Here is a 26,239-nt window from a genome sequence, read left to right as displayed (position 1 = left end):
ATCGGCAGTGATCATGTAGCTGCCATTAGTTAGCAGCACTATTAGTTAGACGCACTATCGAAGTCGGCGTAGAGTGAAGCGCATGCCCGAGCTCAGCCCTCGTCGACGTCTCCTCGTCCTGGCTATCTGCTGTATGAGCCTGCTGATCGTGAGCCTCGACGTCACCGCCCTGAACGTGGCCCTGCCGTCGATGCAGCGGGAGCTGCACGCGAGCACGGCCGGCCTGCAGTGGACCATCGACGCGTACACACTGGTCCTGGCCTCGCTGCTGATGCTCGCCGGCTCCACGGCCGACCGCATCGGCCGCAAGCGCATCTTCATGGCGGGCCTGATCGTCTTCACGGCCGGCTCGCTGCTGTGCTCCCTGGCCCCGAACCTCGACTCGCTCATCGCCTTCCGCATGATCCAGGCGGTCGGCGGCTCGATGCTCAACCCGGTCGCCATGTCGATCATCACCAACACCTTCACGGCCCCGGCCGAGCGCGCCCGGGCTATCGGCGTCTGGGGAGGCGTGGTCGGCATCTCCATGGCCGCGGGGCCGCTGGCCGGCGGGCTGCTGGTGGAGTCGGTCGGCTGGCGCTCGATCTTCTGGGTCAACCTGCCGGTGGGTCTCGCGGCCCTGCTGCTCACCCTCCGCTACGTCCCCGAGTCCCGCGCCCCCAAGGCCCGCCGCCCCGACCCGGTCGGCCAGCTCCTGGTGATCGCCCTGTTCGGCTCCCTGACGTACGCGATCATCGAGGCCCCGAACTCCGGCGCGGCCTTCGTGCTCCCCTTCGTCGCGGTCGCAGTGGCCGCACTGGCGGGCCTGCTCTGGTACGAGCCCCGTCGCACCGAACCCCTGATCGACCTGCGGTTCTTCCGTTCGGTGCCGTTCAGTGGGGCGACGGTGATCGCGATCAGCGCGTTCGCCGCCCTCGGCGGGTTCCTGTTCCTGTCGACGCTGTATCTGCAGAACGTGCGCGGGTACGACGCCCTGCACGCGGGGCTGTGGATGCTGCCGATGGCGGTGCCGACGTTCCTGTGCGCGCCCCTGTCCGGGCGGCTGGTGGGGAGCAGGGGGCCGCGGCTGCCGCTCCTCGTCGCCGGCACCGCGATCACGGCGAGCGCGGTGCTGTTCGCCGGGTTCGAGGCCGAGACGTCGAACGTCACGCTGTTCGTCGCGTACCTGCTGTTCGGAATCGGGTTCGGGTTCGTGAACGCGCCGATCACCAACACGGCGGTGTCGGGCATGCCGCGCAGTCAGGCGGGCGTTGCCGCCGCGGTCGCCTCCACGAGCCGGCAACTCGGGCAGACGCTGGGGGTCGCGGTCGTGGGGGCGGTGTTGGCTTCCGGGGTCGGAGCGTCGTCGTACAAGGACGTGTTCGTCTCGGCCTCCGTGCCGGGGTGGTGGATTCTCACCGGGTGTGGGGTGGCGGTGCTGGTTCTTGGGGCGCTGACCAGTGGGAGGTGGGCTCGGGGGACTGCCGAGCGGACGGCTGAGCAGTTGGACGACTCTGCGGAGGTGCGCCAAGCCGCGGGCGTTCGTGCGTAGCTTGGCGGGTGCGGTGGGTGGGGGCTGGTCGCGCCCACGCGGCGGAGCCGCAGACCGACACAGCCCCGCGGCCCTTCGAAGCCGCCGCACTCAGGCCGGTTGAGAAGCGCCCTTCTCGAGCGCAATTTCGTGCAGCCTCTCCATGCGCCCCCTCGACTCTTCGTCCGCCGGGACATACGTCACCATGCGCGACCCCAACTCCGGGCCCAGCCAGAGTTCGGACTGGTCCACGACCACTCGGCCCACCAGGCGGTTGAGGAACTCCTTGCGTTTGCTGTGGGCGACGACGACCTCGTGGCGCTCCCAGGCCTCGCAGAAGTCCGGGTACTCGCGCAGCCGTTTGAGGAGCATCTTCCAGGCGGGCTCGGTGAGATGGCCGGCCATGGCGGCACGGAGGCGGGCGGCCATCAGGCGGCGGGTGTCCTCCAGGTGCACGATCGAGTTGCGCCAGTCGTCGTTGGTGTAGGACAGCAGGATGCAGTTGCGGTCCTCGGGCGGTACCGCCTCCAGGTCGCACAGCAGCAGGCCGAGCGTGCGGTTGTGGGCGAGGATGTCGTACCGGCTGTTCTGGATGCTCGCGGGGTACGGCTCCAGTTGCTCCAGCATGGCCCGCAGGGCGGGCGTCACCGACGGGCAGGTCAGAGCCGGTGTCGGGTCCACCGCGCCGGACAGCTGGAACAGGTGGGCGCGCTCTGTGGCGTCGAGCATCAGGCTGCGGGCCAGGGCATCGAGGACCTGGACGGAGACCTGGATGTCACGGCCCTGTTCGAGCCAGGTGTACCAGGTGACGCCGACAGCGGAGAGCTGGGCGACCTCCTCACGGCGCAGACCGGGCGTGCGGCGCCGGCGGCCGCGCGGCAGCCCCACCTCCTCCGGGGTGATGCGCTCGCGGCGGCTGCGCAGGAAAGCCGCCAGCTCAAGGCGCCGTACCTCGGCGCCCGTGCCGTGCGAGGGTCGGGTCGCCGTCTCCTGGGTCGTCACTTGAGCCATCGTCGCCATGCCTCCAGCCTGCCGCGCTCCGGACCCTGTTTCCAGGTGGTTCTTCTACCAGGATAAGGAGACTCTGGTACCAGCCTGGGAGCGGGCGCAGGCTCGAAGGCGTGACCGAAACCATCGCTCCACGCACCGTCCGACCGCCGGCCGCGCCACCCTCGCTCGGCGGCCTCGGACTCTTCACCGTGCTGCTGGCAGCGGCACTTCCTCTCATCGACTTCTTCATCGTCAACGTCGCTCTGCCGACCATCGGCAGGGATCTGCACGCGAGTGAGGCCGTTCTCGAACTCGTCGTCGCGGGGTACGGGCTCGCGTACGCCGTCCTGCTCGTCCTCGGCGGACGGCTGGGCGACCTGTTCGGGCGTCGGCGGCTCTTCCTCGGCGGGGTGGCGGCCTTCGGGCTGACCTCGCTGGCCTGCGGCCTCGCGCCCAGCGCCTGGGCCCTGGTCGCGGCGCGGGTCGCGCAGGGCGCCGCGTCCGCCGCGATGCTGCCTCAGGTCCTCGCCACCATCCAGGCGGCGACCTCGGGACAGCGGCGGGCGAAGGCCATGGGCCTGTACGGCGCCACGGCCGGGCTGTCCATGGTGGCCGGGCAGATCCTCGGCGGGGTCCTGGTCGCCGCCGACATAGCCGGCACCGGCTGGCGCTCGGTGTTCCTGGTGAACGTGCCCGTGGTGATCGCCGGCCTGGTCCTCGCCGCCCGTGCCGTCCCGGAGACCCGCTCCCAGCATCCGGAGCCGGTGGACGGCCCCGGCACCGTCCTGCTCACCGCCACCCTCCTCGCGCTGCTGGCCCCGCTCACCGAGGGCCGTTCGGCGGGCTGGCCGCTGTGGACATGGCTGTCGCTGGCGGCGTTCCCGTTCGTCGCGGCGGCGTTCTACGCGGTGGAGCGGCGGGCGGACCGCCGGGGCCGTACGCCGCTGGTCCCGCCCAGTCTGTTCGCGCTCACCTCGCTGCGCCGGGGACTGGTCATGATCGTGCCGTTCGGTGTCGGCTTCAGCGGCTTCATGTTCGTCATCGCGGTGGCGTTGCAGCGGGGTGCGGGGCTGGGGCCGGTCCCGGCGGGGCTGGCGCTCGCGCCCATGGCCGTCGTCTTCTTCTTCGTCTCGCTCGCCGGGCCACGGCTGGTCGCGCGGTACGGCACCCGGGTGGTGACCGCCGGTGCGGTGATCCAGGGGGCGGGCGTCGGCCTGATGGCGCTGGCCGCCTGGCGGTCCTGGCCGGACCTCGGCTTCGTCGAACTGCTCCCCGGAGCGGCCCTCGCCGGCGCCGGCCAGGCGCTCCAACTCCCCATCGTCTTCCGGGTCGTGCTGTCCGAGGTGGAGCCCGCGAGGGCCGGTGTCGGCAGCGGCGTGATGATGACGACCCAGCAGTCGTCCCTGGCCCTCGGGGTGGCGGCCCTCGGCACCCTCTTCCTGTCCCTGGTCCCGGGGATGGGCATGCGGGACGCCCTGGTCACCACGCTGCTGACCCAGCTGGGCTGTGTGGCCCTGACCGGCCTGCTGAGCCTGCGCCTGCCGCGCACCATCGGCTGACGACCGCGCGCGATCCTGTGTGGAATCGGCTACGGCTTGGTCAACTCGCCGTGCGGAAGTCCCTGTTGATGTTGGTCTTGCTGCACACTCCTGTGCCGGAGGCGAGACATCATGCTGGAGATCAACACGAGCAAGGTGAGCCGCTGGGACCAGCACGGGCGCGAGCACGTCGTCCGAGTGCAGCGCAAGGGCGCGCAGCGCATGATCAGATGTGACACGTGCGGCTGGCGCAAGGGTGCGCAGTTCCTGCCCTGGCTGAAGGCGGAGGAGCATCTCGCGGAGGAGCACCAGGCGACGGTGGATCCGTCGGGGGCGTCGGACGCGTGAGGCTCCCGGGACCGGCGGCCCGATGACTTTCCGCCGCCCCGGAAGTCGTACTCAGGACGACCGCCCCGACCGGAAGGCCGACCGATGAGCACTCTCCACGACACCCTGCGCCGGCACGTCGACGACGGAACCGTTCCGGGCGCCGTCGCCCTGGTGGCCCGCGGCGACGACGTCGAGGTGGTGACCGTCGGCTCGGTGGACACCGACGGCACCGCCCCGATGGCCCGGGACTCCCTCTTCCGTATCGCCTCCATCACCAAGCCGATCACGGCGGCGGCGGTCCTGATGCTGGTCGAGGACGGGCTGCTCGGGCTGGGTTCACCGGTGGAGGAGTGGCTGCCGGAGCTGGCGAAGCCGCAGGTGGTACGCACCCCTGACGCCCCCGTGGACGACGTGGTCCCGGCGGCCCGCCCGATCACGGTCGAGGACCTGCTCAGCTCCCGCACCGGCTGGGGCTTCCCTGCCGACTTCTCGCTCCCGGCCGTGCAGTCCCTGTTCACGGTGCAGAAGGACGGCAGGAACCTCCAGGACTGGCCGGACCACGACACCTGGCTGCGCCTCCTCGCGCAGGTGCCGATGCTCCACCATCCTGGCGAGGCCTGGCTCTACGGCACCTCGTCCGATCTGCAGGGCATCCTGATCGCCCGGGCGTCGGGCCGTACCTTCCCCGGCTTCCTCGCGGAACGGATCTTCGAACCGCTGGGCATGCGGGACACCGCGTTCGAGGTCCCGTCGTCGAAACGGCACCGCTTCACGTCGTCCTACTCCCCGGCCGCGGACGGCACCCTGCACCTCGCGGACACCCCGGACGGCGTCTGGAGCAGCGTCCCGCGCTTCCACTCCGGCGGCGGGGGCCTCGCCTCCACGGCCGACGACTGGCTCGCCTTCGCCCGTCTGCTCCTGAACGCCGGCACCGGCCCCGACGGCCACCGGCTCCTCTCCCCCACCTCGGTCAGCCGGATGACGACCAACCACCTCACGGCCGAGCAGCGGGACGCCGTCCCCCTCTTCCTGGAGGGCCAGGGCTGGGGCTACGGCGGCCAGGTCGACGTCACCCCGTCCGACCCGTGGAACGTCCCCGGCCGCTACGGCTGGGTCGGCGGCACCGGCACGACGGCCCACATCACCCCCACCACGGGAACAGTGGCCATCCTGCTCACCCAGGTCGCCATGGCTAACCCCACCCCGACGCGGGTGATGCGGGACTTCTGGGCGGTGGCGGGCCGCTGAAGGGGACCCGCTGGAGCTCGACGCGATCCAGGAGCGCCCCGTAAGGCGCGCGGGGAACTGCGCGACCAGCCACAGCGAACCCGCAGGCGATCGACGACCGGTCAGGGCAGGGCGTATCCCGCGGCTCCTAGCGCCGCAGCCCCCGCACCAGCAGATCCACCACCGCCTCGAACTCCCCCTCCGCCCCCGGCCGTTCCCACTCCTTGGCGTAACCCGGGTCGTGGAAGCGCCCGGTGGCGTGGAAGAGTGCGCGGGCGGCGGTTTCCGGGTCCGCGACGGCGAAGGTGCCCGCTTCGGCGCCCGCCCGCACGATCTCGGTCAACTGGCCGGCCAGCTCGGCGACATGGGCGCTGACCACCTCGCCCGTCTCGCCGGCCAGGACCGAGTACGTGGCGAACAGTTCGGGGTCCCCGCCCGCCTTGCGGCGCTTGGCCGCGAAGAGCGCCGCGAGCCACTCGCGCACCCGGGCCTCCGGGTCCCGCTCAGCGTCCGCGGCGATGCCGGCCAGCACCAGAGTCGTACGGTCCAGCCAGCGCTTCGTCACCGCCTCCCGCAGCGCCGCCTTCGTACGGAAGTGGCGGTAGACGCTGCCGTGGCTGACGCCGAGCGCGCGGGCCACGTCGACCACGGTGGCCTTGGCCGGGCCGTGGCGGCGCAGCACCTCCTCGGTCGCTTCGAGGATGCGCTCGGCGGTCAGGGTCTCGCTGGTCGCAGGCATGCCTAGACGGTACCCGGCACCGTGATCAGCGCTCGCTGTCGAGCATGGCCATCTGGGCGGGTGCGTACCGCTCGCCGGCTGCCGCGTCCGCCGGTACTGCGGCCTCGATGGCGGCGAGGTCGGCCGCGTCCAGGGTCACGTCCACCGCGCCCAGCGCCTCGCCGAGCCGCTCACGGGTGCGGGCGCCGACCAGCGGCACGATGTCCTCACCCCGCGACAGCACCCAGGCGATGGCGATCTGCGCGACGGACACGCCCTTCTGCTCGGCGATCTTGCGCAGCGACTCGACCAGGGTGAGGTTGTGCTGGAGGTTGTCGCCCTGGAAGCGGGGCGAGTGGGCACGGAAGTCGGTCGCCGCGTACTCCTTGCCGGCCGTGACATGGCCGGAGATCAGCCCGCGGGAGAGCACGCCGTACGCGGTGACCGCGATGCCCAGTTCGCGCAGGGTGGGCAGGATCTCCTGCTCGGGGCCGCGCGAGATGAGTGCGTACTCGATCTGGAGGTCGGCGATCGGGGCGGTGGCGGCGGCCCGGCGGATGGTGTCCGCGCCGACCTCGCTGAGGCCGATGTGGCGGACGTACCCCTTCTCCACCAGTTCCGCGATCGCGCCGACGGTCTCCTCGATCGGCACGTCCGGGTCGAGCCGGGCGGGACGGTAGACGTCGATGTGGTCGACGCCGAGGCGCTGGAGGGAGTACGCGGCGGAGGTCTTCACGGCGGCCGGGCTGCCGTCGAAGCCGTACCACTCGCCGTCCGGGCCGCGCTGGGCGCCGAACTTCACGCTGAGCAGCGCGTTCTCCCGCAGGGCGGCCGGGGCGGTGCGCAGGGCCTCACTGATCAGCAGCTCGTTGTGGCCCATGCCGTAGAAGTCGCCGGTGTCGAGCAGGGTCACGCCGGCTTCCAGGGCCGCGTGGATGGTGGCGATGGACTCGGCGCGGTCCGCCTCGCCGTACATGCCGGACATGCCCATGCAGCCGAGGCCGAGGGCGGAGACCTGGGGGCCGGTGGTTCCGAGGGATCGGGTTCGCATCGTCATGCCCCCACTCTGACATGACAGGTGACAGATTTCAATATCTGTCACCTGTCATCTGTCATTGGGCTGCCATCCGTCACTGGGCTGTCAGCCGCCACTGGGCCGCCATCCGTCATTGGACTGTCAGCCGTCATTGGGCTGCTCTATCGCGGGGCGCTCAGCGCGAGCTTCGCGCCGAGCGCCACGAACGACCCGGCGAACCCCCGCCGCAGCCACGCCATCACCCGCGGCCGCGAGATGACATGACCCCGGACCGACGCGGCGAGGACCCCGTACCCGGCGAAGACGACGAACGTCGCCAGCATGAACACGCCGCTCAGCCCCAGCATCCGCGGCAGCGCACGCGGTTCGGCCGGGTCCACGAACTGCGGCAGGAACGCGAAGAAGAGATCGTCAGCTTCGGGTTGAGGATGTTGATGAGCACACCCCGGAGGATCACCCGGCCCGCCGAACTCGGGGCGTCCTCCTCCACCACGATCGCCTCCTTGTCCCGCACCATCGCCCACGCCATGAAGAGGAGGTAGACGACACCGGCGTACTTGAGGATCTGGAAGGCGTCCGCGCTCGCGTCGAGCAGCGCGGCGAGTCCGGTGACGGTGGCCAGCACATGCGGCACGATCCCGAGCGTGCAGGCGAAGGCCGCGACGACGCTCGCGCGACGGCCGCGGGACAGACCGGCGGCGAGGGTGTAGACGACACCGGTGCCGGGCGTGGCCACCACGACAAGGGTGCTGAGGAGAAAGGCGAGGCTCATGGGGCCAGCCTGGTAACGCAACGGCCCCCGATACAGGGCCAATTCTAGGCCTGTATCGGGGGCCACCACGGATCTTGTTCCAGCCCGTCCGGCATTTGAGGACGGGGCCCCTTGAGGGCCGAAGCGGGGGTCCGGGGGCGGCAGCCCCCAGGAACCTAGGCGCCGACGAGCCGCCCGGCCAGGTAGCCCTCGATCTGGTCCAGCGACACGCGTTCCTGCTTCATGGAGTCACGCTCACGCACCGTCACCGCGTTGTCGTCCAGCGTGTCGAAGTCGACCGTCACGCAGTACGGCGTACCGATCTCGTCCTGGCGACGGTAACGGCGGCCGATGGCGCCCGCGTCGTCGAAGTCGATGTTCCAGTTCTGGCGCAGCGCCTGGGCGAGGCCCTTGGCCTTCGGGGACAGCTCGGGGTTGCGGGACAGCGGCAGCACCGCGACCTTCACCGGCGCCAGGCGGTGGTCGAGGCGCAGCACCGTGCGCTTCTCCATCTTGCCCTTGGCGTTGGGGGCCTCGTCCTCGACGTAGGCGTCGAGGAGGAAGGCGAGCAGCGCACGGCCGACACCGGCCGCGGGCTCGATGACGAACGGCGTCCAGCGCTCGCCGGCCTCCTGGTCGAAGTAGGAGAGGTCCTGGCCGGAGGCCTTGGAGTGCGAGGAGAGGTCGTAGTCGGTGCGGTTGGCCACGCCCTCCAGCTCACCCCACTCGTTGCCGCCGAACTGGAAGCGGTACTCGATGTCGGCGGTGCGCTTGGAGTAGTGGGAGAGCTTCTCCGCCGGGTGCTCGTACCAGCGCATGTTCTCCTCACGGAGACCCAGGCCCGTGTACCAGTTCCAGCGCTGCTCCATCCAGTACTCCTGCCACTTCTCGTCCTCGCCCGGCTTGACGAAGAACTCCATCTCCATCTGCTCGAACTCGCGGGTGCGGAAGATGAAGTTGCCGGGCGTGATCTCGTTGCGGAAGGACTTGCCCATCTGCGCGATGCCGAACGGCGGCTTGCGGCGCGAGGTGGTCTGCACCTGGGCGAAGTTGGTGAAGATGCCCTGCGCGGTCTCCGGGCGCAGGTACGCGACGGAGCCGGAGTCCTGCGTCGGGCCGAGGTGCGTCGACAGCAGACCCGAGAACTGCTTGGGCTCGGTGAACTGGCCCTTGTTACCGCAGTTCGGGCAGTTCACGTCCGCCAGGCCGTTCTCCGGGAGGCGCTTGTGCTTGGCCTCGTAGGCCTCCTCCAGGTGGTCCGCGCGGAACCGCTTGTGGCAGGAGGTGCACTCGGTGAGCGGGTCCGTGAAAGTGGCGACGTGGCCGGAGGCGACCCAGACCTCGGGGGCCAGGATCACGGACGAGTCGATGCCGACGACGTCCTCGCGCGACGTCACCATGTAGCGCCACCACTGGCGCTTGATGTTCTCCTTGAACTCGACACCCAGCGGCCCGTAGTCCCAGGCGGCGCGCTGGCCGCCGTAGATCTCACTGCAAGGGAATACGAAGCCACGGCGCTTGCTCAGGCTGACGATGGTGTCGATCTTGTCGGCGGCCACGGTGCTCTCTTCATTACGACGACGGGCGACGAAGCGAGACGCTTCAGAGCGAATGCTTCAGGGTACCGGCGAGGGCTCCCCCTCAATCAAATCGGTCTGCCCTCAGATGTTTGTTGACAACGGTTTCCATCTTTGTTGAAAATGACTGTCATGAACGTACGACGACGCCTCATATCCACCGCGGCCACGGCCGCGGTCACCGCCCTCGGCCTCACCACCCTCTCCGCCTGCGCCGGCGAGAGCGCAGCCGCGGGCAACACGGACAAGTTCGACGTCGTCGCGTCGTTCTATCCGCTGGAGTTCCTCGCCGAGCAGATCGGCGGCAGCCATGTGCACGTCACCAACCTGACCCAGCCCGGCCAGGAGCCGCACGACCTGGAGATCAGCGCCCGGCAGACCGCGCAGCTCCAGGAGTCCGACGCGGTGCTCTACCTCAAGAACCTCCAGCCCGCCGTCGACGACGCGGTGACCCAGTCCGAGGTCAGGACGAAGATCGACGCCGCCTCCCTCACCTCGCTGGAGAAGCACGGCAACGAGGTCGGCGGCCACGCGGCCTCCCACGACACCTCCAAGAACGAGGAGCCGGCCGGCCTCGACCCCCACATCTGGCTCGACCCGGTGAGGTACGCCCAGGTCGCCGAGGGGGTCGGCGCGGCCTTCGAGAAGGCCGACCCGGACCACGCGGCCGACTACAAGAAGAACACCGCGGCCCTGGTCAAGAAGCTCGACGCGCTCAACACCCGGTTCAAGGACGGCCTTTCGGGCTCGAAGTCCAAGGTGTTCGTCACCACACACGCCGCGTTCGGCTACCTCGCCGAGCGCTACGGCCTGACCGAGGAGGCCATCAACGGCCTCGACCCCGAGTCCGAGCCGAGCGCGGCCCGGGTGAAGGACCTTGAGAAGATGGCGAAGGCCGACGGCGTCACGACCGTGTTCTACGAGACGCTCGTCAGCGACAAGACCGCGAAGACCATCGCCGCCGACGCCGGACTGAAGACGGACGTCCTCGACCCGCTCGAGGGCATCACGTCGAAGTCCCGCGGCAAGGACTACTTCTCGGTCCAGGAGGCCAACCTCAAGGCGCTGCAGACGGCCCTGGGATCCAAATGACGTTTACGGAGGACGACATGGGCGTGGGCGCACTGGGTGATCCCGGCATCGAGCCCGTCATAGCGATGCGCGGGGTCCGCGCCGATCTGGGCTCGCGCCCCGTCCTGCGCGGAATCGACCTCACCGTGGCACACGGCGAGGTCGTCGCGCTGCTCGGCGCCAACGGCTCCGGCAAGTCGACCGCGATCCGCACGCTCATCGGCCAGGTGCCGGTGAGCGCCGGTGAGATCGCGCTGTTCGGCACGGAGCGCAGGCGGTTCCGCGACTGGGCTCGGGTGGGGTACGTCCCGCAGCGCACGACCGCCGCGGGCGGAGTCCCCGCCACCGTCACCGAGATCGTCTCGTCCGGGCGGCTGTCCCGCGCCCGCTTCGGTGTGCTGCGCAAGGCGGACCACGCGGCCGTACGCCGGGCCCTGGAGCTGGTCGGCATGGCCGACAGGGCCAAGGACTCGGTGAACGCCCTCTCCGGCGGCCAGCACCAGCGCGTGCTGATCGCCCGCGCGCTCGCCGCCGAACCCGAACTGCTGATCATGGACGAGCCGATGGCGGGCGTGGACCTGGCCAGCCAGGAGGTGCTCGCGCAGACGCTGCGCGAGCAGGTCGCGGCCGGTACGACCGTGCTGCTCGTCCTGCACGAACTCGGGCCGCTGGAGCCCCTGATCGACCGCGCGGTGGTGCTCCGCGACGGCTGCGTCCTGCACGACGGCCCACCCCCGCGGGCCGTCGGCCAGCACGCCCTGCCCGGCCACGACCACGTACACCCCCACGAGCACACGCCCGTGCGCACAGGCCTGCTGAGCTGAGGGACCGGTAATGGACTTTCTCGACTTCGCCTTCATGCAGCGGGCCCTGCTCGCCGCCGTCCTCGTCGGCATCACCGCCCCGGCGATCGGCATCTACCTCGTGCAGCGCCGCCAGGCCCTGATGGGCGACGGCATCGGCCATGTGGCGATGACCGGCGTCGGCCTCGGCTTCCTGCTCTCCGCCTCCCCGGTCTGGATGGCGACCCTCACCTCCGTGCTCGGCGCGGTCCTGATGGAGCTGATCCGCTGGTACGGCCGCACCCGCGGCGACATCGCCCTCGCGATGCTCTTCTACGGCGGTATGGCCGGCGGCGTGATGTTCATCAACCTCGCGCCCGGCGGCTCCAACGCCAACCTGACCTCGTACCTCTTCGGCTCGCTGTCGACCGTCTCGCAGTCGGACGTGACGGCGATCTGCCTGCTCGCGGGCTTCGTGGTGCTGGTCACCCTCGGTCTGCGCCGGCAGCTCTTCGCGGTCAGCCAGGACGAGGAGTTCGCGCGGGTGACGGGCCTTCCGGTGCGCGCCCTGAACCTCCTCACCGCCGTCACGGCGGCGGTGACGGTGACGGTCGCGATGCGGGTGGTGGGCCTGCTGCTGGTGAGCGCCCTGATGGTGGTGCCGGTGGCGGCGGCACAGCAGTTGAGCCGCAGCTTCGCGGCGACCTTCGCGATCGCGGTGGCGATCGGGGTCTCCGTGACCATCGGCGGCACGGTCACGTCCTACTACCAGGACGTGCCGCCCGGCGCGACGATCGTGCTGCTGACCATCGCGACCTTCATGGCGCTGACCGCGCTGGCGGCCCCGCTGGCCCGCCGCCGCGCCCGCGCCGCAGCGTCCGGACAGCCCGCCGGCGACCCCGCGGAGTGCGCGATTCCGGCCACCCGGGAGGCCACGGACAAGGTCGGCGTCTGACCGCGCACGGGCCGGGCTGGCACAATGGCCCGGCAAGCGCAGACGTAGGAGGAGGCAACCGGTGACGACCGCTGGACCGCCCGTGAAGGGCCGCGCCACCCGGCAGCGTGCCGCTGTGGCGGCGGCGCTCGACGAGGTCGACGAGTTCCGCAGCGCGCAGGAACTCCACGACATGCTCAAGCACAAGGGCGACTCGGTCGGCCTGACCACGGTCTACCGCACCCTCCAGAACCTCGCCGACGCCGGCGAGGTCGACGTCCTGCGCACCTCCGACGGCGAGTCGGTGTACCGCCGCTGCTCCACCGGGGAACACCACCACCACCTGGTCTGCCGTGTGTGCGGCAAGGCGGTGGAGGTGGAGGGACCGGCAGTGGAGAAGTGGGCGGAGGCGATCGCCGCCGAGCACGGCTACGTCAACGTGGCGCACACCGTGGAGATCTTCGGCACCTGTGCCGACTGCGCCTCCGCCGGGAACTGAAGCTCAGACGCGGGTCAGGTTGCGGTCGAGGATCTCCCGCAGCCGGTCCGCGTCCCCGGGGTTCCGCAGGCCGCGCTTGGGCAGGACCGTGAAGCAGGTGGCGTTCTTGTCGTCGCTGAAGGTGAAGAAGGCGTCCTTGGTCTCCCGATAGCGGGGCTGCGCGGCCCAGTTGACCGACGTCGTGCTGTTGTCGGTCGTCATCGTCAGCCCGCCGTCCGTCACCGTCGCGCGGTACGTGCCGTTGCGAGCGGCGATCTTGACGACCGTACGGGCCTGCAACTGCGGCATGAAGAGCAGGAGTCCTGCGAACAGCGGCAGCCAGATCAGCAGAAACCAGTTGACGTGTCCCCCGGCGAGCGCACCCGCGATCTCGATGACGAGGGCTACGGCTATGAAGCCGACCGACCACCTCTGTATCTTCCCCGCCCGGCTGAACCGCTTGCGCTCCCGCAGTGCCCCCGAGAAATCCCCCGCGACCGGCTGATACACCAGCTCGACCACGCCCTGTCCGGCGTCCCGCCCCATGTCCATGACCATGAGGCGGGATAGTACAGGCGCTTTTCGGCCGCCCGGTGATCAGCTTCGGCCGAAGCAGCGCTCCGGTTCGTCAAGGTCGTAGAACTTGCTGCCCTTCGCGATCGGGTGGCAGCCGGCCCTGAAAGCCGTCTCCCGCTCGTTGTAGAGCATGCGGACCAGGTAGTGGTCGCCCTTCTGGAAGACGTCCCACTGGATGTTCGCGCCCAGGGGAGAGACGTCAGCGCCGCGCCACGGGTTGTCGGCGTAGGTGTACGGGGTGTCCGGTGCGGCCGGCTCGGTGCTGCCCGGCAGGCCCATCAGGGCGGCCAGCGGGATGATCTCCCGGGATGTTCGTGAACCCCCGGCGGCTACGAGGTGGCCGGACCGCCCCGCATGTCCCGCTCCATGGCGAGCAGTTGCTCGTTCGGAACGGCGCCGCCGAAGCGGCGGTCGCGCGAGGCGAACTCCATGCAGGCCCGCCACAGGTCGCGCCGGTCGAAGTCCGGCCACAGCACGTCCTGGAAGACCATCTCGGCGTACGCGCTCTGCCAGAGCAGGTAGTTGGAGGTGCGCTGCTCTCCGCTCGGCCGCAGGAACAGGTCCACGTCCGGCATGTCCGGGTAGTAGAGGTACTTGGCGAGGGTCTTCTCGGTGACCTTGGAGGGGTCGAGACGCCCCGCCTTCACGTCCTCCGCCAGGGCCTTCGCGGCGTCGGCGATCTCCGCGCGCCCGCCGTAGTTCATGCAGAAGTACAGCGTGAGCCTGTCGTTGTCCTTGGTCTGCTCCTGCGCGACCTGGAGCTCCTTGGCGACGGACTTCCACAGCTTGGGCATACGGCCCACCCAGCGCACCCGGATGCCCAGTTCGTCGAGGGTGTCGCGGGTCTTGCGGATGAAGTCGCGGTTGAAGTTCATGAGGAAGCGGACCTCGTCGGGCGAGCGCTTCCAGTTCTCGGTGGAGAAGGCGTACAGGGAGATGTTGCCCACGCCCATCTCGACGGCGCCCTGCAGCACGTCCAGGACGCGCTCGGCGCCGACCTTGTGGCCTTCCGTCCGCGGCAGGCCCCGCTCCTTCGCCCACCGCCCGTTCCCGTCCATGACGATCGCCACATGGTTCGGGACCAGCTCGCCCGGCAGCTTCGGCGCGCGGGCGCCGGACGGGTGCGGTTCCGGTGCCTTGTACTCGCGGCGCTGGCGTCCCAGGATCCCGCGTACGACCATGTGCTTCTCGTCTCCTCTACGGCTTACTTCTCTACGTAACGCAGCGAGCGCAGCCCGCGTTCCAGATGCCAGTGCAGATACGCGGACACCAGCCCGCTCCCCTCCCTGACATGCCGCGGCTCGCACGCGTCCGCGGTCTCCCAGTCTCCCGTAAGCAGTGCGCCCAGGAGTTCCAGGGTCTGCGGCGAGGGTACGACGCTGCCGGGCACCCGGCAGTCGACGCAGACGGCTCCGCCGGAGGCGACCGAGAAGAACCGGTTCGGCCCGGGCATGCCGCACTTCGCGCAGTCCCCGAAGGTGGGGGCGTAGCCGTTGACGGCGAGGGAGCGCAGCAGGAAGGCGTCGAGGACGAGGTGCGGGGCGTGCTCGCCGCGGGCGAGGGTGCGCAGGGCGCCCACGAGCAGCAGGTACTGCTGCACCGCCGGCTCGCCCTCGTGGTCGGTGAACCGCTCGGCGGTCTCCAGCATGGCGGTCCCCGCGGTGTAGCGGGCGTAGTCGGCGACGATCCCGCCGCCGTACGGCGCGATGGTCTCGCTCTGCGTGCACAGCGGCAGGCTGCGCCCGACCAGCTCACTGCCGCGCGCGAAGAACTGCACGTCGACGTGCGAGAAGGGTTCGAGCCGGGCACCGAACTTGGACTTGGTACGGCGGACACCACGAGCCACGGCGCGCACGCGACCGTGACCACGGGTGAGCAAGGTGATGATGCGGTCCGCTTCCCCGAGCTTCTGGGTGCGCAGCACGATGCCGTCGTCCCGGAAAAGACTCATCGCCGCCCCCCGCGGGGCTGCGGCCGGTCTTCGTCAGGGAACAGACTCATGCGGTCCATTCTCGCGTACCGCCGGACTCAGCGGGCACGGTCGGGGTGGCTGATGGTGTCCCAGGGGGCCAGGTTCCACGGGCTGGACCGGTTCGCCGGGTCCAGCAGGGCGCGCAGGTGTGCGTCGGCGGCGGACTGCGGGGCGGGGAAGGCCGCGTCCTGGGTGCCGCGCAGCCCGTCCCGCCACACGGTCCGCCCCAGCAGGTAGTGGTCGGCGTACTCCTGCCAGGAGGCGTACGTCCCCACGACCGCCGGCACGATGTTCTTCAGCGCGGTCCAGGCCTCGGCCTCGTTGATCATCCCGCACCCGAAGCCGAGCCGGGCGATGTCCGCGTACAGGGCGGCGTCCCAGGCGAGCGGCGAGACGCCGAGGAGCTGCTGGGCACGCGCGCGGTAGCCACCGCGCGACAACCCGTCCAGCCGGTCGGTCAGCTCGGCGCGCGAGGTGATCTCCCACTGCTCGGCCAGCCAGTTGCGGGCGCTGTCGTCGTCGATCCGCGTGAACGGGTACAGGGTGGTCCGCGAGGTGCCGCGGTCCCGGCTGACCGGCGCGCTCAGCGACACCATCCACAGCTGGTGTGCCGTGAGCGGGTCGGGGTACCGCCGCTGGGCCCGCGGCCTCCGCCATCTCCGTATGCGCGACAGACTCATGCGCCCGCACCTTACTCAAGGCACTTCACCCCGGCTGCGGGCGTTGGCGTAGGCGGTCGCCGCGCTGAGCCGCTCGGCCTGGGTGGCCCCGCGCACGGCACCGGGATCGGCGTCCCACTCCCGGCCACCGCCGTACGGTCTCAGTTGCACGTACGGCCCTTCGTGCCCCATGACGATTCCCACCTTTCCAGTACGCGTGTCCACGACATGAGCGCCGACGGGCGGTTTCATTTCCTCTCCTTAACGGCCGTAACGAACACGACTCATAATTGCGGGCACCGTGTTCGTTGCGCCTACAGCGTGCTCCCCTTTCCTTTTGAGTTTCACGCTTTTCGTCTCCGGCGTGGGCCGTTCCGCCTACACTCGGCAGGAGTCTGTGCTCCACAAGTGCTGGCCAGGGAGAGGTGGTTGGGTCATGGCCAACGCTTCGCGCACGGCACGGCACGCAAGCCGAAAATTCGAGCAGGCCATTCGAAAGCCTCAGCCCGATATCGCGATGCGGATTGACCAGACCCTGTAAACCGACGATATTTTCGAGCGACTCACGGAGTTCGCGGAGGTCCGTCGGTCGCCTATGCGGAGAAAGCAGTTACAGCAGCGGCGAGGGCCGGCTCACTCCGCGACCCGCCGCAGCCGGCGGCGCACGCCCCCCTGCTCCGGCTCGGGCTCATGCTCCGGCCCTGTCGCCGCCCACAGCTCGTTGAACAGGCTGACGCGGTCCTCGACGTGCTCGTGTTTCATCCTCAGCATCGTCATGTCCGGCCGGACGTGATTGTCCGGCCGGGTCTCGTAGCTCAGCTCCCCGTCGAAGAGGATGAAGTCCATCACCGTGCCGCCCGGATCCAGCTGCGACTGAACACCTATACGCGCGTCGATGCCGTACCTGCGCTGCCGCGCGCAGAGTTGTTCCAGGGCCTCGGTGACCTCCTCCGGCTCGTCCACGAGGAACAGCCGCCGGACCTCCACCCCCCGGGTCTTGATGGCCTTCTCCTGCGCGCTGAGATACCGCTTCGCGGGCTCACTGGCCCAGAAGTCCCGGTCGACGGTCGTACTCGTGGCGTACAGGGTCTTCTTGACGCACAGGGCGAGGTCGATCAGCCACTCGTGGTTCTCGAACGAGGAGTCCGCTCTGCCGCTGATGAGGTCCTCCATCAGCTCGGCGAGACGTTTCAGCTCCTCCTCGGCGAAGCTCTTGACGATCCCCGGCGCCTCGTCGCCGACCTGGGTGTACGCCTTGACCAGCCGGGTCACTTCCTCGGAGCGCAGCACGGAACCGTCCACCTTGCTGAACAGCTCCGTCGCCTCGTTGATCTTGGCGAAGCTCTGGTCGACCGCCGTGCGCATCTCCGCGTGGTGGTTGGCCAGGCTCTGCTTCATGTCGTCGATGTGCCGGCGCTGGCTCTCCTCGACCACCTCCAGGCGCTCCCCGAAGTCCACGAGGTACTGGACGATCAGCGTGGCGCTGCCGAGGACGATGGACGCCACCCACTGCCAGATGTTGTTGTCGTCCCCGTTCAGGATGGTGGTCAGCAGGAAGGCGCCGCCCGCCGCCGACGCTGTGATCAGGATCTTCCAGAACAGCTTGGGTATGCCCTGCCGCTGCGGCCCCGCTCCGTTGCCCCCGGGCCCTAACGACGCTCCGCTCATGTCTCTCCCCCGTCGGGTATGTGGTTGGTGCCGCCCCTCAGCTCGTGCTCAGTGCCTGGTGCAGGAGCGGTATGGCCTGGACGGCCAGTTGGTCCCGGATGCGCTGGACCAGGTTCTGCCACTGGCGCGTGAACCCCGGTTCCCGTTCCAGCACTTCCCACAGGTGGACCAGCGAGCGGTCCACCTGCGCGTGCGGCATCCACAGATGCAGCAGATGGTCGACGGCCGGGCGCAGCGCCTGGACCGCGGCGCGACCGTCCGCCGCCGCGAGCCGACTGCTGTCCAGCATGTGCACCACCGTCGTCAAAAGCCAGTCGTGCAGCGCGAGATCCTCGCACAGGCCCGCGGCCGCGGAGACCGGTGTGTCCTCCGGCAGCCGCAGCTCCACGGTCCGCAGCCCGTCCTCGGCCAGCGTGAACCGCGTCAGTTCCGCCCGCTCGCCCGCCGGGATCCGACGGGCTGTCCAACGCAGGTGTGTGCGACGGGACTTGAAGGGAACCTTGCGATCGAGGAGCGGGTGGCGCAGCAGCCGCGTCAGCAGGGACTCGGCGATGGTCCCCAGGTCGAGTTCACCGCGCCCGGCGCCGCGCAACACGCCCTCCGCGGTGGCCTGTTCGGGCAGTTTGCCGAACGGCTCGACCACTCCGGGCCGTACCAGATAGTGCCCCCAGGGGCGGCGCGTGTCGGGGCCCGCGGCCGGTGCGCTGAAGTACGCGGTCGACTGCAGCAGACGGCCCTCGGTGAGCGCCACGCGGGTGGCCACCGTCCCGACGGCCCGGACCTTGGCGCCGTTGGAGGTGGGCAGCCGGCAGTCCACTCCGGTCAGCACCTCCGGGGAGAGGGCGTACAGGTTGGGCCGCTCGGAGACCCGGACGTGTTCGTCGGCGCGCAGCCTGAGCAGCTGGGCGGCGGCCCGGCCGTCCAGCGCCTGGAAGGACGGCAGCAGACAGGTACGCACCTCACCACAGGCGAGGACCGGGCGGGCGGGCTGTCCGGGGGCCGTCGTCATGTCAGGGCCCCTCGGGGGCGGTGGCGTTGACCGGCTCCTCGTAGAAGACGTACGTGGCGCGCTGGGCGACCGCCGCCGGGACCGCGAGCCCCTCCCGGGCCGAGCGCTCCGCGACCTGCCGCAGCGCACCGGAGTCGACTTCCGTCTGGTCGAGGATGAGCCGCACGGCGTCCTCGACGGCCAGGAAACGGTTCGGCATCAGGGTGCAGGTGCGGTAGGCGCTGAAGGCCGCGGCCCGCGGGTTGAGCTGGAGCAGGGGCGGCAGCCGGTCCCAGTCGGTCGGGAAGTCCTCGCCGGTCCAGGGGCGCGGGACGAGCACCGGCTCACCGAGGTGTCGTAACAGTCCGAGCCGGGCCAGCTGCCATACGGCGGCCAGGAAGGGGCAGGACCACAGCCGGCGGCCGTCCTTCTCCGACCACAACTCGACGTCCATGAAGACGGAGTGGTTGCGGGCCGCGGTCTCCTGGGGCGGCTGCCAGCCCCTGACCTCGCCCAGGGCGGCGCGCTTCGTGCTGGGTGTGCGCTGCCCGTTGGCGAGCCAGCCGGTCTGGCTGACGGACGGGCGGGAGCCGTAGCTGCCGGGCGGCGGCGACTCGACCAGGCGGTGCCTGACGGACTCGGCGAGCTCGATCCGGTCGGCGACCGCGCAACCCGATTCGCGGGCCAGGTAGTCGATGACCAGGCCTGCCTCCTCGGCCTCCTTCAGCACCAGCGGGACCAGCTCGGCGGGGGTGGAGAAGCGTGTGAAGTAGTCGTCGATCAGGAAGCAGGTGCTGATGCGGGGGCGCTTGCCGCCGGTGCGGCGGGCGGCGGAGGCGCGGGCGGCGTCCACCCACAGCCGCACCTCGGCGAAGTGTTCGCGCAGCCGCTCGGGGCCCGCCTCGAAGTCCTCCATGTAGAGGTGGCCCAGCTCCAGGGAGAGGTGGGCCAGTGGCACGGACTGGGTGCGGAGCTCCGCTGTGGTCTCCCGGAAGACGGCCTCGGTCACGCCTGCTCCCAGTACTTGTCGTCGGTGAGCCGGGCCGCCAGCCCGCTCAGCGCGCGCCAGGTCTCCATGTTGGCGATCTGGCTGTCGAGCACGTCCTCGTCGGTGATCAGCTGCTCCCGCCACTGCAGGACCGGTTCGAGGGGGATGGAGCCGAGGACCTGGCTGTAGCCGATGCCGTGGTTGGAGGCGAGCTGCTTGAGGTCGCTGTCGGTCTTGCGCATCCACGCCGACTGGGTGGGGGAGACCTGCGACCACAGCGGCGACTCGGGATCGGGTACGGCGGCCCGGACGAAGCGGATGGCGCCGCGCAGCGCCTCCTCCTCGTGGCCGCGGTCGACGCCGCCGGCGACGATGCCGCGCTCGCCGAAGACCAGGCTCGCGGCGGCCGCCACATGCTGGCGGGTCCAGCGGTGGAAGACCAGCCAGCGGGCGGTGATCTCCCGCATCTCGGTCTGTGCGGTGGCCTCCAGGACCATGTCGACGGCGTAGGAGCGGCCGGCGCTGAGGTCCACGACGACCAGGTCGAACTCGTAGTAGAGCTTCATCAGCAGGTCGACGCAGAGCCGGACGTGGTCGCCGGTGGTGGCGAACTCGCCGCCGCTGACGTCGCCGGGCATCAGCACCAGACGGCCGCAGCCGGGCGGCGGGTCACGCAGCACCTGGTGCTCGGTCCTGGCCCAGATGTCGATGCGCTCCGGTTCGCCGACCTCCCCTATGAGGTACGAGTGCAGGCCGCGGTCCTCGGCGGCCTCGCGGGCGTCCGCCACGTCGAAGACGGCCGAGGCGGTGGGCGAGCCGAAGTCGAAGTCGAGGTAGCAGACGTCGTCCCCGGCCAGCGCCCGGTGGTAGGCGAGGTTGGCGCTGGTGACGGAGCGGCCTGTGCCCCCCTTGTCGGAGGCGGCGAAGATCAGCACGCTGTCACCGTCCCTGGGCCGCGGCTTCGCGAGCCCGGTTGAGCGAGTCGAGCTGTCCCAGCACGTCGAGCGCCAACGCGTAGGCCGTGCCCGGCTGTTGGTCGAGGAGGGTGCGGGCGCGGCGCAGCTTGACCTCGATGTTCCTCAGTTGCATTCCGTGCCGGCCGTCGTCGGTGGGCGCGGGTTCCATCTGTTCGTTGCCCAGGAGGTGCGCGGACTCGCTGAGCAACGCCCCGGCCAGTTCGAAGAGTTCGGGGCTGCGGACCGGGGGCTGCCGGTACATCTGGTGGACCTGGACCATCACCTCGGCGACGCGCTCGGTGATGTTCCACGACACCGGCACCCGGCGTGTGACGATCTCCGCCTCGGGATAGGCGGCGTGGACGTAGTCCCACAGGCCGGTGCCCTCGCCCTCCCGGATACGGCGGCGCCACATGTGGTCGAAGACGTCCTCGGCGAGTTTGAGCAGCCGGTCGTGCGAGTCGAGGTTGCGGGAGAGCGCGCGCAGCTGGATGGTCCGCTTCAGCAGCTGCGCGGAGAAGTCGTGCAGGGACCACGTCATCGGCGGGCCGAGCCGCTCGCTGCCCTGCAACGGCAGTTTGACGCCCGCGTTGTGCAGTTCGAAGACCGTGCGGTCGTCGCGGGTCATACGGCTGGTGATACGGCCTCGCTCGGCGAGGCGCTCCATGACGGTGACGGTGCGGGCCAGGTCGTCGTCGGTGGCCCGGCGCCGCATCAGGTCGTGGACGAGGATGGCGGCGACGGAGAGGGAGAAGTACTCGGACTCCAGTTCCTGTCCCGTCGTACGCCAGGGAATGTCCTCCAGCGGCCAGCGCTCGGGGTCGAAGCGGGCGATGCCGGACCAGTACTGCTGGGTCAGCTCCCAGCGCAGCCGGAGCGCCTCCGCGAGCTTCTGCTGTTCGGTGTTGAGCAGGCCCAGGGTGAGGGTGCGGTCGGAGAACAGGTCCTGGATGCCGTCGAGGGCGACCACCGTGAAGTAGAGGTACGGCACGGGGTCGGCGGCGCCCTTGGGCTGCGGCCCGATGGGTTCGTCGGTCTCGACCTCGGGGGCGTCCTTGACCAGGCTCCACGACCAGCCGCACTCGAAGAACTGGTTCTCGTCCTTGAGGCCTGCCTGGACGTCGATACCGAGGGAGAGGCTCTCCACGATCGCGGCGCGCAGCGCACGGAAGCGGCTCTGGTACATGCTCAGCACCTGCCGCGGCGACAGCCGTCCCTGACCGAGGAGTTCGACCAGGTTGCGGCCCTGGGCGGAATCGGCGTCGAAGGCGTTGACGGTGAAGGAGCGCAGCAGGCTCACCATGGCGGCGGTGAGCCGGTTGCTGGTGGCCGAACGCAGTTCGGCGATCGTCTCCTGGATGTCGCTGCGTCTGGTCCTGGTCTCGTAGACCTTGAGGAAGCCGAGCGTGGCCAGGCAGAGGGTGATCGACATGGAGAAGGAGTCGACCACGCCGAGCTGGCGCTGTTCCTCGGTGGGCTCCCCCTGGCCCTTGTCCTGGGATCCGAAGTAGTAGCCCCCGGCGAAGGTGGGCCTCTTGTCCTCGCCGGTGTGGTTGCGCATGAACTCGGAGGCGGCCTTGACGAGATTGGCCGGGAGGTCGAGCCGCCCGCCGGCCTTCCTCAGTGCCTGCTGGACGTCCTCCTGCGTGGTGTCCGGGTCGTCGAGCCGGAACGCGGGGATCTCCGTGGCCGGGTACAGCAGGCAGAGCAGCCGCTCGGCGTCGGCGACGCTGCTCTGTCCGCCCCACTCGCCCCAGGCCCACTGCTCCCGCTCGAACGAGTGGCGGGCGATGGCCTGCCAGATGTCCAGCAAATGCTGGCGTGGCTTGATCTGCATCCCATGCCCCTCACACAGGCCGCACTGCCGTCACTTGAGGAATATCCCTTTTCTGTTGTGAAGATTTTTGCCGTGGACAACCGCTGATCGGACAACCACTGGTCAAACGGCCGGAATGCCTGCGTCCGTATTCCGTCGCCAACCGTAGGCCAGGATCATTCCCGAATACCCGTCGCGCACACCTGCCGCAGACTTGAGCCGCTGCACCTCGAAGTCACCCACGAATGGTCCGAGGCTGTCGCGCACCTCGAACTCTCCCACGTCACAGGCCGGGAAGAACTCTTCTCCGGCGTGATAACCCTTCGAATGTTCCATGAAGGCGGCGGCGAAGGGGGCACCGGGGGCCAGGGCGCCCATGAAGCGCTCGACTCCCAGGCAGAACTCCTGGTGGGAGGTGGTCATCGACTCGGCGACGAAGAACATGGTCCCGACGGACCAGCGCCCGCCGAAGCGCTCCAGCCCGAAGATGTTGCCCTGCTCGACCTTGACGACCTTGCGGAACCGCTCGCGGGGGTCCAAGTGGCGGGTGCTGTACGCCTCGTGCTCGCACAGGGCGTTCCAGAACGGGTCCCAGTTCTCGTCGTAGCCGCTGTTCCCGTCGTGGCCGTCGGCCTGACTCGCGAGGTACTCCACGTTCGCGGAGGAGTGCTCGAAGAGGGTGATCTCGTCGCACCAGGGCAGCATGGAGAGCGCGGGATAGAGATTCGCTCCGGCGCCCACGTCGATGCCGTAAACCGGCCCGACGCCCTGCTTCCGGAAATGACCGCCGAAATGATCCCGGATGATATGCAGGATCTCCGCGTCCTCTGCCTGTAAGACGCGGTAGTTGTGCCGAACGTAGGCGATCGGGTCGAATGAGTCCCAGGGTGCGTCCGCATTCTTCACCTGGGCATCCCCCGACGAGCTCAAGGTCATTTACCTACGGTACCAACACCGGCGGCCCTCCGGATCCCCCTGAGGTCAATGTCCCGAGAATTACGTCATGTCCCCGGCAGCCGGGCGGGGCGCACTGGGGGCGCACCGGGGCGAATGCATTTCCGCGGCCTGATCCGGCCTTGAACGGCCGGATTGTCCCGCTCAAGATGGTCGCAACTCTGCCGAACACACCTGAAAGGCAGACAGCAGGCGTCTCACCCGTACCACCCGTACGGGTGTCAACGTACCCTTGACTCCCAACCCGCAGGGGGCGGTATGACGGCTCTTCCAGAGAAACGTTTTCCTTCCACGGCCGACCGCACCGACCGCACCGATCGACGACTGGCGATGAGGGGTGTCGTCGAGGCCGACCTGCCCGAACTCCACCGCGTCGACCAGGAGGCCTTCCCCGAGGAGCCGTACCACTACTTCGAGCTGCGCCAGAGTTACGACATCCACGGCGACCGCATCCTCGTCCTCGACGACGGCCAGAAGCTGCACGGTTACGTCCTCTTCGTCACCACCTCGGACGGCTATGTGAACTGGGTCAAGAGCCTCGCCGTCACCCCCGAACTGCGCGGGCGCGGGCTGGGCCGGCGGCTGATGCTCGAGGTGCTGCGCCGGCTGCGCGCCGAGGGCGTCCACCAGGTCCGTCTGACGGTGGAACCGACGAACGCCACCGCGATCACGTTGTATCAGTCACTGGGCTTCTCTTTCGAGGGAGGTGTGCGCAAGGGCTACTTCGGGCCCGGCGAGGACCGGTTCATCATGGCGTTGGGGCTGTGAGTCGAGGGAATCAGGGGGGCAGGGGGATCAAGGAGACACCAGCCCCGCCTCGTAGGCCATGATCACCAGCTGGACCCGGTCCCGCGCGTCCAGCTTGGTGAACAGGCGGGTGAGGTACGTCTTCGCCGTGGCCACGCTGATGCACAGTTCGGCGGCTATCTCGGCGTTGGACAGACCGCTGCCGACCAGGGTGAGGACCTCGCGTTCGCGGTCCGTGATGGACTTCAACTCCCGTCTTTTGAAGGCCGGTTCGGGGCGGGACGCGAAGTCCTGGATCAGACGGCGGGTCACACTCGGTGCGATCAGCGCATCGCCGGCCGCCACCACCCGTACCGCGCCGATGATGTCGTCCAGCGCCATGTCCTTGACCAGGAAGCCCGCCGCACCGGCGCGCAGCGCCCCGTACACATAGGCGTCGTCGTCGAAGGTGGTCAGGACGACCACCCGCACCCCGGTCTGCGTCTCCGTGATCCGTCGCGTGGCCTCGATGCCGTCCATTCCCGGCATGCGGATGTCCATCACCACCACGTCGGGGGCGAGTTCGCCGGCCAGCCGTACCGCGTCCTTTCCGGTCGCCGCCTCGCCGACGACCTCCACGTCCTCGATGTCGGCCATGACCATGCCCAGTGCGGTGCGGATGAGTTCCTGGTCGTCGACGAGGAGGACCCGGATCGTCGGGACGGCGGTCATCGGACGGCCACCGGGAGCGGCAGGCGGGCCGTCACGCGGAAGCCGCCCTCGGGGCGCGGTGCCGCCGTGAACTCGCCGTGCAGCAGGGCCACTCGCTCGCGCATTCCGGCCAGGCCGAAGCCGGTGTCGGTCGAGCTGCCCCGCCCCAGGCCGTCGTCGGTGATCTCCAGGGCGAGTTCGTCCTCGTCGCGGTAGTCGAGGGTGACCCGGCACGCGCGCGTGCCCGCGTGCCGTACGACGTTCGTCACCGACTCCTGGACGATCCGGAACGCGGACAGGTCGATGTCCGGCGGGAGCTGGCGTGTCTCACCGAGCCGCAGCACCTCCACCCGCACCCCCGCAGCCGTCGTCGTGGCCGCCAGCCGGTCGACGTCCGCCAGGCCCGCCGGGGCGAGGTCCGGGTCCCGCCCCTCGTCCGCCGCCCGCAGCGCGACCAGCATGCGCCGCAGGCCCGCCAGGGTCTCGCGGCCCTCGTGCTCGACGGCCCGCATCGCCGCGAGGGCCTCCTCGGGGCGAGTGGCCGCCACCCGGGACGCGGCACCTGCCTGGAGGGCGATGATGCCGATGCTGTGGGCGATGGTGTCGTGCATCTCGCGGGCTATGCGCAGGCGTTCGGCCGTGACCGCCTGGGTCGCGTGCTCGGCGCTGAGCCGTTCGGCGTGCACCCGGGACTGGTGGGCCGAGTTGCCGAGCAGCCAGACGATGACGGTGACGAGGGCGACGGCCAGTTCGGCGGAGGTGCCGACGGCCCAGTCGCGCAGCATCCGTACGGAGATGTAGACGATCAGGGTGCTGACCGCCAGGGCCAGGGCGATGAGCGCGGTGCGGCGAGCATGGCCGGCCGCGACGAAGTACAGCACCACCATGGTCGTGAGGTACTGCGCCATCGGAAGTTCCCCGACGCCGAGCGTGCTCGTTTCGAAGAGCCCGGCGAAGATCGTCAGTGTGACCGCGAGCAGCGGCCTGCGGTGCAGCAGCCTGCCGCCTTGGACCGCCATGACGGTCGACAGCGCCAGGAACGTCAGGCCGTCCCAGCGGTACAGCTGGGCGGCCGGCCACTGCGCCGGCTCCATCTCGCCGGGCAGACGGAAGGTCGTCAGGAGCGTGAACAGTGTGCTCGCGCACCACACGAGCCCCGTCCACGCGCCCGGCGGCAGGCGTTTGAGCAGGGGCTGCGGAGGCGCGGTGGCGGGCATGCCGTGATCGTAGGCGCGGGTGCACGGCGCGGTCATCGGCCCGTGGACGTACAACCACGGTCGACA

26 protein-coding genes and 2 pseudogenes are annotated in these 26,239 nt (G+C 69.8%); 9 read left to right on the top strand and 19 right to left on the bottom strand.

Annotation, left to right across the window (positions count from 1 at the left end; translation table 11 throughout):
• The first annotated feature begins 82 nt into the window (after window positions 1–82).
• Entirely contained in the window at window positions 83–1,531 is a 1,449-nt protein-coding gene (locus tag LJ657_RS02120) for an MFS transporter (RefSeq protein WP_232646410.1), read from the top strand.
• Window positions 1,532–1,621: 90 nt separating this feature from the next.
• Here LJ657_RS02120 and LJ657_RS02115 read toward each other — a convergent pair whose 3' ends face one another.
• Complete coding sequence (locus LJ657_RS02115; protein WP_232646787.1) at window positions 1,622–2,521, bottom strand: helix-turn-helix transcriptional regulator; 900 nt, start codon at window positions 2,519–2,521, stop codon at window positions 1,622–1,624.
• Window positions 2,522–2,631: 110 nt separating this feature from the next.
• On the opposite strand from LJ657_RS02115, the gene LJ657_RS02110 reads away from it, so the two are divergent.
• The 3 genes from LJ657_RS02110 (at window position 2,632) to LJ657_RS02100 (ending at window position 5,616) form a co-directional block, all read left to right on the top strand.
• Window positions 2,632–4,059 carry an MFS transporter gene (locus tag LJ657_RS02110; protein ID WP_232646408.1) on the top strand — a complete coding sequence of 476 codons (1,428 nt, stop codon included), beginning with the start codon at window positions 2,632–2,634 and terminating at the stop codon, window positions 4,057–4,059.
• 111 nt (window positions 4,060–4,170) lie between these two features.
• On the top strand, window positions 4,171–4,386 hold the full coding sequence (locus LJ657_RS02105; protein WP_123964983.1) for a hypothetical protein: 216 nt from the start codon (window positions 4,171–4,173) through the stop codon (window positions 4,384–4,386).
• A gap of 84 nt (window positions 4,387–4,470) precedes the next feature.
• Window positions 4,471–5,616, top strand: coding sequence for a serine hydrolase domain-containing protein (locus tag LJ657_RS02100; protein WP_232646406.1), 1,146 nt, complete (start codon window positions 4,471–4,473; stop codon window positions 5,614–5,616).
• 127 nt (window positions 5,617–5,743) lie between these two features.
• Here LJ657_RS02100 and LJ657_RS02095 read toward each other — a convergent pair whose 3' ends face one another.
• From LJ657_RS02095 to LJ657_RS02080, 4 genes and pseudogenes are all read right to left on the bottom strand, one after another.
• Window positions 5,744–6,334 (bottom strand): TetR/AcrR family transcriptional regulator, encoded by a 591-nt coding sequence (locus LJ657_RS02095; protein WP_232646405.1) that lies wholly within the window; start codon window positions 6,332–6,334, stop codon window positions 5,744–5,746.
• A gap of 25 nt (window positions 6,335–6,359) precedes the next feature.
• Window positions 6,360–7,370, bottom strand: a complete 1,011-nt coding sequence (locus LJ657_RS02090; RefSeq protein WP_232646399.1) for an aldo/keto reductase — start codon at window positions 7,368–7,370, stop codon at window positions 6,360–6,362.
• A gap of 140 nt (window positions 7,371–7,510) precedes the next feature.
• A pseudogene (locus tag LJ657_RS02085) lies at window positions 7,511–8,121 on the bottom strand (LysE family translocator).
• A 155-nt stretch (window positions 8,122–8,276) separates the two neighbouring features.
• Window positions 8,277–9,659 (bottom strand): glycine--tRNA ligase, encoded by a 1,383-nt coding sequence (locus LJ657_RS02080; protein WP_232646398.1) that lies wholly within the window; start codon window positions 9,657–9,659, stop codon window positions 8,277–8,279.
• Between the two features lie 150 nt (window positions 9,660–9,809).
• On the opposite strand from LJ657_RS02080, the gene LJ657_RS02075 reads away from it, so the two are divergent.
• From LJ657_RS02075 to LJ657_RS02060, 4 genes are all read left to right on the top strand, one after another.
• A complete protein-coding gene (locus LJ657_RS02075) occupies window positions 9,810–10,769 on the top strand; it encodes a metal ABC transporter substrate-binding protein (protein ID WP_232646397.1) in 960 nt (319 codons plus the stop codon).
• Window positions 10,766–11,572, top strand: coding sequence for a metal ABC transporter ATP-binding protein (locus LJ657_RS02070; RefSeq protein ID WP_232646392.1), 807 nt, complete (start codon window positions 10,766–10,768; stop codon window positions 11,570–11,572). The genes LJ657_RS02075 and LJ657_RS02070 overlap by 4 nt, the downstream gene beginning before the upstream one ends.
• A 10-nt stretch (window positions 11,573–11,582) precedes the next feature.
• Window positions 11,583–12,485 carry a metal ABC transporter permease gene (locus LJ657_RS02065; protein ID WP_232646390.1) on the top strand — a complete coding sequence of 301 codons (903 nt, stop codon included), beginning with the start codon at window positions 11,583–11,585 and terminating at the stop codon, window positions 12,483–12,485.
• Window positions 12,486–12,546: 61 nt separating this feature from the next.
• Entirely contained in the window at window positions 12,547–12,963 is a 417-nt protein-coding gene (locus tag LJ657_RS02060) for a Fur family transcriptional regulator (RefSeq protein WP_232646388.1), read from the top strand.
• 3 nt (window positions 12,964–12,966) lie between these two features.
• Here LJ657_RS02060 and LJ657_RS02055 read toward each other — a convergent pair whose 3' ends face one another.
• The 12 genes and pseudogenes from LJ657_RS02055 to LJ657_RS02000 form a co-directional block, all read right to left on the bottom strand.
• On the bottom strand, window positions 12,967–13,500 hold the full coding sequence (locus LJ657_RS02055) for a YcxB family protein (protein WP_232646386.1): 534 nt from the start codon (window positions 13,498–13,500) through the stop codon (window positions 12,967–12,969).
• Between the two features lie 39 nt (window positions 13,501–13,539).
• A pseudogene (locus LJ657_RS02050) lies at window positions 13,540–13,827 on the bottom strand (histidine-type phosphatase); the annotation flags it as partial.
• A 20-nt stretch (window positions 13,828–13,847) separates the two neighbouring features.
• Window positions 13,848–14,699, bottom strand: a complete 852-nt coding sequence (locus LJ657_RS02045; RefSeq protein ID WP_232646385.1) for an isoprenyl transferase — start codon at window positions 14,697–14,699, stop codon at window positions 13,848–13,850.
• 23 nt (window positions 14,700–14,722) lie between these two features.
• Window positions 14,723–15,469, bottom strand: a complete 747-nt coding sequence (gene recO / locus LJ657_RS02040; RefSeq protein ID WP_232646383.1) for a DNA repair protein RecO — start codon at window positions 15,467–15,469, stop codon at window positions 14,723–14,725.
• Between the two features lie 77 nt (window positions 15,470–15,546).
• Window positions 15,547–16,170 carry a DUF1266 domain-containing protein gene (locus tag LJ657_RS02035; protein ID WP_232646381.1) on the bottom strand — a complete coding sequence of 208 codons (624 nt, stop codon included), beginning with the start codon at window positions 16,168–16,170 and terminating at the stop codon, window positions 15,547–15,549.
• A gap of 15 nt (window positions 16,171–16,185) precedes the next feature.
• Entirely contained in the window at window positions 16,186–16,401 is a 216-nt protein-coding gene (locus LJ657_RS02030; protein ID WP_232646380.1) for a hypothetical protein, read from the bottom strand.
• 381 nt (window positions 16,402–16,782) lie between these two features.
• Entirely contained in the window at window positions 16,783–17,817 is a 1,035-nt protein-coding gene (locus LJ657_RS02025) for a DUF6879 family protein (RefSeq protein WP_232646378.1), read from the bottom strand.
• 37 nt (window positions 17,818–17,854) lie between these two features.
• Window positions 17,855–18,826, bottom strand: a complete 972-nt coding sequence (locus LJ657_RS02020; RefSeq protein ID WP_232646375.1) for an SCO2521 family protein — start codon at window positions 18,824–18,826, stop codon at window positions 17,855–17,857.
• A gap of 1 nt (window position 18,827) precedes the next feature.
• Window positions 18,828–19,814, bottom strand: coding sequence for an SCO2522 family protein (locus LJ657_RS02015; protein WP_232646367.1), 987 nt, complete (start codon window positions 19,812–19,814; stop codon window positions 18,828–18,830).
• Window positions 19,811–20,728, bottom strand: a complete 918-nt coding sequence (locus tag LJ657_RS02010; protein WP_232646365.1) for an SCO2523 family variant P-loop protein — start codon at window positions 20,726–20,728, stop codon at window positions 19,811–19,813. Before LJ657_RS02010 ends, LJ657_RS02015 begins: the two co-directional genes overlap by 4 nt.
• Window positions 20,729–20,732: 4 nt before the next feature.
• Window positions 20,733–22,586: an SCO2524 family protein gene (locus LJ657_RS02005; RefSeq protein ID WP_232646363.1), complete on the bottom strand. Its 1,854-nt coding sequence runs from the start codon at window positions 22,584–22,586 to the stop codon at window positions 20,733–20,735.
• 102 nt (window positions 22,587–22,688) lie between these two features.
• Complete coding sequence (locus tag LJ657_RS02000) at window positions 22,689–23,501, bottom strand: SCO2525 family SAM-dependent methyltransferase (protein WP_232646361.1); 813 nt, start codon at window positions 23,499–23,501, stop codon at window positions 22,689–22,691.
• A 276-nt stretch (window positions 23,502–23,777) separates the two neighbouring features.
• Here LJ657_RS02000 and LJ657_RS01995 point away from each other — a divergent pair, with 276 nt between their 5' ends.
• Entirely contained in the window at window positions 23,778–24,287 is a 510-nt protein-coding gene (locus LJ657_RS01995; RefSeq protein ID WP_232646360.1) for a GNAT family N-acetyltransferase, read from the top strand.
• Between the two features lie 27 nt (window positions 24,288–24,314).
• On the opposite strand, the gene LJ657_RS01990 is transcribed toward LJ657_RS01995, so the two are convergent.
• Both LJ657_RS01990 and LJ657_RS01985 read right to left on the bottom strand, forming a co-directional pair.
• Window positions 24,315–24,977, bottom strand: a complete 663-nt coding sequence (locus tag LJ657_RS01990) for a response regulator transcription factor (RefSeq protein ID WP_232646354.1) — start codon at window positions 24,975–24,977, stop codon at window positions 24,315–24,317.
• Window positions 24,974–26,173, bottom strand: a complete 1,200-nt coding sequence (locus tag LJ657_RS01985) for a sensor histidine kinase (RefSeq protein ID WP_232646353.1) — start codon at window positions 26,171–26,173, stop codon at window positions 24,974–24,976. The genes LJ657_RS01990 and LJ657_RS01985 overlap by 4 nt, the downstream gene beginning before the upstream one ends.
• Window positions 26,174–26,239: the final 66 nt, after the last annotated feature.

Origin of the sequence: Streptomyces guryensis (genome assembly GCF_021261325.1) — a bacterium.
Taxonomy (GTDB): Bacteria; Actinomycetota; Actinomycetes; order Streptomycetales; family Streptomycetaceae; genus Streptomyces; species Streptomyces guryensis.
The sequence above is the reverse complement of the archived record's forward strand: the minus strand, read 5'-3'. Positions and strand labels throughout refer to the sequence as shown.

Excerpts from the sequence above, each read along its gene's own strand:
- LJ657_RS02105 (WP_123964983.1), top strand. The coding sequence starts at position 4,171 with ATGCTGGAGATCAACACGAGCAAGGTGAGCCGCTGGGACCAGCACGGG.
- LJ657_RS02055 (WP_232646386.1), bottom strand. The coding sequence starts at position 13,500 with ATGGTCATGGACATGGGGCGGGACGCCGGACAGGGCGTGGTCGAGCTG.
- LJ657_RS02090 (WP_232646399.1), bottom strand. The coding sequence starts at position 7,370 with ATGACGATGCGAACCCGATCCCTCGGAACCACCGGCCCCCAGGTCTCC.
- LJ657_RS01990 (WP_232646354.1), bottom strand. The coding sequence starts at position 24,977 with ATGACCGCCGTCCCGACGATCCGGGTCCTCCTCGTCGACGACCAGGAA.
- LJ657_RS02035 (WP_232646381.1), bottom strand. The coding sequence starts at position 16,170 with ATGAGTCTGTCGCGCATACGGAGATGGCGGAGGCCGCGGGCCCAGCGG.
- LJ657_RS02005 (WP_232646363.1), bottom strand. The coding sequence starts at position 22,586 with ATGCAGATCAAGCCACGCCAGCATTTGCTGGACATCTGGCAGGCCATC.
- LJ657_RS02000 (WP_232646361.1), bottom strand. The coding sequence starts at position 23,501 with ATGACCTTGAGCTCGTCGGGGGATGCCCAGGTGAAGAATGCGGACGCA.
- LJ657_RS02030 (WP_232646380.1), bottom strand. The coding sequence starts at position 16,401 with ATGAAACCGCCCGTCGGCGCTCATGTCGTGGACACGCGTACTGGAAAG.
- LJ657_RS02065 (WP_232646390.1), top strand. The coding sequence starts at position 11,583 with ATGGACTTTCTCGACTTCGCCTTCATGCAGCGGGCCCTGCTCGCCGCC.
- LJ657_RS02120 (WP_232646410.1), top strand. The coding sequence starts at position 83 with ATGCCCGAGCTCAGCCCTCGTCGACGTCTCCTCGTCCTGGCTATCTGC.
- LJ657_RS01995 (WP_232646360.1), top strand. The coding sequence starts at position 23,778 with ATGACGGCTCTTCCAGAGAAACGTTTTCCTTCCACGGCCGACCGCACC.
- LJ657_RS02025 (WP_232646378.1), bottom strand. The coding sequence starts at position 17,817 with ATGAGCGGAGCGTCGTTAGGGCCCGGGGGCAACGGAGCGGGGCCGCAG.
- LJ657_RS02095 (WP_232646405.1), bottom strand. The coding sequence starts at position 6,334 with ATGCCTGCGACCAGCGAGACCCTGACCGCCGAGCGCATCCTCGAAGCG.
- LJ657_RS02070 (WP_232646392.1), top strand. The coding sequence starts at position 10,766 with ATGACGTTTACGGAGGACGACATGGGCGTGGGCGCACTGGGTGATCCC.
- LJ657_RS02075 (WP_232646397.1), top strand. The coding sequence starts at position 9,810 with ATGAACGTACGACGACGCCTCATATCCACCGCGGCCACGGCCGCGGTC.
- LJ657_RS02020 (WP_232646375.1), bottom strand. The coding sequence starts at position 18,826 with ATGACGACGGCCCCCGGACAGCCCGCCCGCCCGGTCCTCGCCTGTGGT.
- LJ657_RS02115 (WP_232646787.1), bottom strand. The coding sequence starts at position 2,521 with ATGGCTCAAGTGACGACCCAGGAGACGGCGACCCGACCCTCGCACGGC.
- LJ657_RS02100 (WP_232646406.1), top strand. The coding sequence starts at position 4,471 with ATGAGCACTCTCCACGACACCCTGCGCCGGCACGTCGACGACGGAACC.
- recO (WP_232646383.1), bottom strand. The coding sequence starts at position 15,469 with ATGAGTCTTTTCCGGGACGACGGCATCGTGCTGCGCACCCAGAAGCTC.
- LJ657_RS01985 (WP_232646353.1), bottom strand. The coding sequence starts at position 26,173 with ATGCCCGCCACCGCGCCTCCGCAGCCCCTGCTCAAACGCCTGCCGCCG.
- LJ657_RS02045 (WP_232646385.1), bottom strand. The coding sequence starts at position 14,699 with ATGGTCGTACGCGGGATCCTGGGACGCCAGCGCCGCGAGTACAAGGCA.